The 3,244-nt window shown below is 68.6% G+C and carries 6 protein-coding genes; all 6 read right to left on the bottom strand.

Annotated elements, in window-relative coordinates:
• Positions 1-3: 3 nt before the first annotated feature.
• The 6 genes from FV228_RS24505 to flgB all read right to left on the bottom strand — a co-directional run bounded on the left by FV228_RS24505 (position 4) and on the right by flgB (position 2,731).
• Positions 4-321, bottom strand: coding sequence for an EscU/YscU/HrcU family type III secretion system export apparatus switch protein (locus FV228_RS24505; protein ID WP_246694023.1), 318 nt, complete (start codon positions 319-321; stop codon positions 4-6).
• 32 nt (positions 322-353) lie between these two features.
• Positions 354-1,115 (bottom strand): flagellar biosynthetic protein FliR, encoded by a 762-nt coding sequence (gene fliR / locus FV228_RS24500; RefSeq protein WP_147856941.1) that lies wholly within the window; start codon positions 1,113-1,115, stop codon positions 354-356.
• Between the two features lie 51 nt (positions 1,116-1,166).
• Positions 1,167-1,433 carry a flagellar biosynthesis protein FliQ gene (gene fliQ, locus FV228_RS24495; protein ID WP_147856940.1) on the bottom strand — a complete coding sequence of 89 codons (267 nt, stop codon included), beginning with the start codon at positions 1,431-1,433 and terminating at the stop codon, positions 1,167-1,169.
• A 56-nt stretch (positions 1,434-1,489) separates the two neighbouring features.
• Complete coding sequence (gene fliE, locus FV228_RS24490) at positions 1,490-1,804, bottom strand: flagellar hook-basal body complex protein FliE (protein WP_147856939.1); 315 nt, start codon at positions 1,802-1,804, stop codon at positions 1,490-1,492.
• A 50-nt stretch (positions 1,805-1,854) separates the two neighbouring features.
• Positions 1,855-2,262, bottom strand: a complete 408-nt coding sequence (gene flgC, locus FV228_RS24485) for a flagellar basal body rod protein FlgC (protein ID WP_147856938.1) — start codon at positions 2,260-2,262, stop codon at positions 1,855-1,857.
• Positions 2,263-2,326: 64 nt separating this feature from the next.
• Positions 2,327-2,731 (bottom strand): flagellar basal body rod protein FlgB, encoded by a 405-nt coding sequence (flgB, locus tag FV228_RS24480; RefSeq protein WP_147856937.1) that lies wholly within the window; start codon positions 2,729-2,731, stop codon positions 2,327-2,329.
• Positions 2,732-3,244: the final 513 nt, after the last annotated feature.

Raw genomic sequence — 3,244 nt, 5'->3', positions numbered from 1 at the left:
GGCCTATCTCGCCAACGCCCACACCCTCCCGGACGACGCCACCGCCTCCAGCCACAGCCACAGGCCCCGGGTCGCCGCCTGCTTCATGGCGGTGGCGTCGTCCGGGAGGGTGTGGGCGTTGGCGAGATAGGCCTTCAGACCCTGGGTCAGGTTCTGGGCGATGGTCGGGGCCGCGATCACCAGGGCCAGCGTGAACGCGCCGAGGATCGCGAAGGTGTTGATCTCGGCGCTGGTCGCGACGTCTCCGCGCTCGATCGCCTGGTCCAGGCGCCGCTGGGTCGGCTCTTCGGTCTTGTCTTCCTGCTCCGCGCCCTCGGCCATCTTGTCCGCTCGACCTCAGTGCGTGTGGACGCTCAGCGCCCGACGAACTCGCCGAGATACCGGCCGAGATCGTCCAGAAAAACGCCCATCATGACGCCGAGCGAGCCCATCAGGATCAGCATGCCGATCAGCACCGAGGCCGGAACCGCCAGGAAGAACACCTGCAATTGCGGCATCAGCCGCGACAGCACGCCGAGCCCGAGGTTGAACAGCAGCCCGAAGGCGATGAACGGCCCGGAGATCTGCACCGCCAGGGTGAAGCCCCGGGTCAGCGCCTTCAGCGCCAGCATCAGCGCGTCCGAGAAGGCCGGGACCCCGTCCGGGGGCAGCACCACGTAGCTCTGCGCCAGGCCCTCGATGGCGAGGTGGTGCAGGTCGGCGGCGAAGATCAGCGTGATGCCCAGCAGCGACAGGAAATTTCCGAGCGCCGCCTGCTGCCCGCCATAGCTCGGGTCCACCGTCATGGCGTAGGCCAGGCCGAGCTGCTGGGAGATGATCAGCCCGGCGGTCTGCAGGGCGGCCAGCACCATCCGGACCGACAGGCCGAGGACCAGCCCGACGATCGTCTCGGCGAACAGGAGCCCGATCAGCCGGGGTCCGGCCAGGCCGTCGGTGCCGCCGAGCAGCGGGCGTACGGTCGGAAACAGCACCAGCGTGGTCAGCAGCGCGAAAGCCAGCCGGATCCGCGGCGACACCATCTGCTCGCCGACGCCCGGCATCAGCATGATCAGCGTGCCGACCCGGGCGAAGGCGATCAGGTAGGCCGAGGCGATGCCGGGCAGGAGCAGGTTCATCGCCGCCCCTATGGCACGCGCGCACCGCCGCTGTCCCGCCGGAGGGCACGATCAGCCGCCGGCCGCGATGCGGGCGGCGATGCGGGTCATGTAGCCCGCCATGGCGTCGCCGATGAACGGCAGCATCAGCAGGAGCGCGGCGAACACCGCCACGATCTTGGGCACGTAGATCAGGGTCTGTTCCTGGACCTGCGTCAACGCCTGGAGCAGCGAGACGATCAGCCCGACCGCCAGCGCGACCAGCATCAGGGGCCCGGCCACCTTGAGGAAGACGAAGATGCCGTCGCGGGCGACGTCGAGGATGGCCAGGCCGGTCATGGGGCGTCTTGCTCAAGAAGAAGGCAGAGGAAAATCCGGCGGCCCGGGCAGGCTGCTCAAATCTGCATCCGCATGATCTCTTCGTAGGCGGAGATCATGCGGTCGCGCACCGCCACCATGGTCTGCAGGGCGGTCTCGCTCTCGGCCACCGCGGTGACCACGTCGACGACGTTGGCCTTGCCGGAGGCCGCCGAGATCGCTTGGCCGTCGGCCCGCCGTCCGGCATCCCCGACGTTGTCCAGGGCGTTGCCCAGCATCTGCATGAAGTTGCCGCCGGCCTCGTTGGCCGACTGGATTTTCGGGGCCGGGCGGCCGTTGGCCATGCCCTGGACGGCGGCGTAGGCGCCGGCCGCGAAATTGCTCGTCGCCATCGGCTAGGCTTCCTTCGGGATCACGTCAGGCGGGCTCACTTCAGGCAGGCTCACTTCAGGATCGACAGCGTCTGCGAGAGCATCCTGCGCGTGGACGTCACCATGTTGAGGTTCGCTTCGTAGGAGCGCTGGGCCTCGCGCAGGTCCATGTTCTCGATCAGGGCGTTGACGTTGGGCATCTGCACCTCGCCCCGGGCGTTGGCCGCAGGGTTGCCGGGCTCGTACTTGGTCCGGAACGCAGCGGTGTCGCGCCGGACCCGGCCCGCTTCCACCAGCTTGGCCCCGGTCTCCGGGTCCATGTGGCTTGTGAAGGACGGGATCTTGCGGCGGTAGGGCTCGGTCCCGGCCGAGGCCGGGGCGGAATCGGCGTTGGCGATGTTCTCGGCGATGATCCGCATCCGGCCCGACTGCGCCTTGAGGCCGGCGGCCGCCACCGTGAGCGACTTGCTGAATTCCATGGCTCAGGGCTCCTTTCCGCCGTGCGCTTCGACGGCACGTCCGATCGATCGGTGTCCGAAACGTTCAGCTCTTGCCGATGGCGATCTTCAGGGTGGTCAGGCTGTGCTGGTAGAGGGAGGCGGCGAGCTGGTAGTCGGACTGGTTGTCGCCGGCTTTCATCATCTCGTCCTCGAGGTTGACCGCATTGCCGTTCGGCCGGATCTCGAAGCGCTTGGCGCCCTTGGCATCGGCCCCGGCCTCGGATTGCCCGGGCGGCGCGAGGTGGGCGGGGCTGGTCAGCGCCAGGCCCGGCGAGGTGTTGACCGCGGTGCCGGAGGCCCGGTCGAAGCGCAGCTCTGCCAGGTCGCGCGGCTTGAAGCCCGGCATGTCGGCGTTGGCGACGTTCTCGGCGATCAGCCCCTGGCGCGCCTGCGCCCACTGCATCCGGGTGCGCAGCATCCCCAGGACGGGCAGGTCGGTCAGGGCCAAGGTCGCCTCCGGGTGCGCGATGCCGCGTCGGATCGAGCGGGCTCGGCAAAATCTGCCGCCTCCATGGTTAACGCACCGTTAAGCGCGAAGGCCTTCGGGGAGTCGACAACCGCCACGTCAGGCGTCAGCGGACGGGGTGGCGGCTACGTTCCTGGGGACGGCGGCGCCTGGTCCTTCACAACCTCTTGTCTCGATGGCGCTAAACTTAAGAGCCTGTTAACGAAGTCTTAACGTCGTTTGCCTTGGGGGGCGGCCGGCGTGGTATGAGCGAGGCTCGTGCCGGGCGCGGCCCTGCGGCGGCCGAAACGTGCGAGTGCGTAATCTTGCAATGGCTGCAATCCGTGTTCGGTTCTGAGGGCTCTCCCATCGTCCAGTATGTCGTGATCTTCGCCGTCATCTTCACGGCGTTGGCCGCGATCGTGTTCACGGTGCGCCGCCTGACCGGACGCAGCCTGGCGCTGCCCGGGCGCACCCCCGCGCGCGGGCGGCAGCCTCGGCTCGGCATCGTCGATG

This window comes from Methylobacterium sp. WL18 (assembly GCF_008040015.1).
Taxonomy (GTDB): Bacteria; Pseudomonadota; Alphaproteobacteria; order Rhizobiales; family Beijerinckiaceae; genus Methylobacterium; species Methylobacterium mesophilicum.
Note: the sequence above shows the minus strand (reverse complement) of the source record. Positions and strands in the feature narration are given on the sequence as shown.

Bases quoted from the DNA above. Each gene is read 5' to 3' on its own strand.
- FV228_RS24505 (WP_246694023.1), bottom strand. From the start codon at position 321: ATGGCCGAGGGCGCGGAGCAGGAAGACAAGACCGAAGAGCCGACCCAG.
- fliR (WP_147856941.1), bottom strand. From the start codon at position 1,115: ATGAACCTGCTCCTGCCCGGCATCGCCTCGGCCTACCTGATCGCCTTC.
- fliQ (WP_147856940.1), bottom strand. From the start codon at position 1,433: ATGACCGGCCTGGCCATCCTCGACGTCGCCCGCGACGGCATCTTCGTC.
- fliE (WP_147856939.1), bottom strand. From the start codon at position 1,804: ATGGCGACGAGCAATTTCGCGGCCGGCGCCTACGCCGCCGTCCAGGGC.
- flgC (WP_147856938.1), bottom strand. From the start codon at position 2,262: ATGGAATTCAGCAAGTCGCTCACGGTGGCGGCCGCCGGCCTCAAGGCG.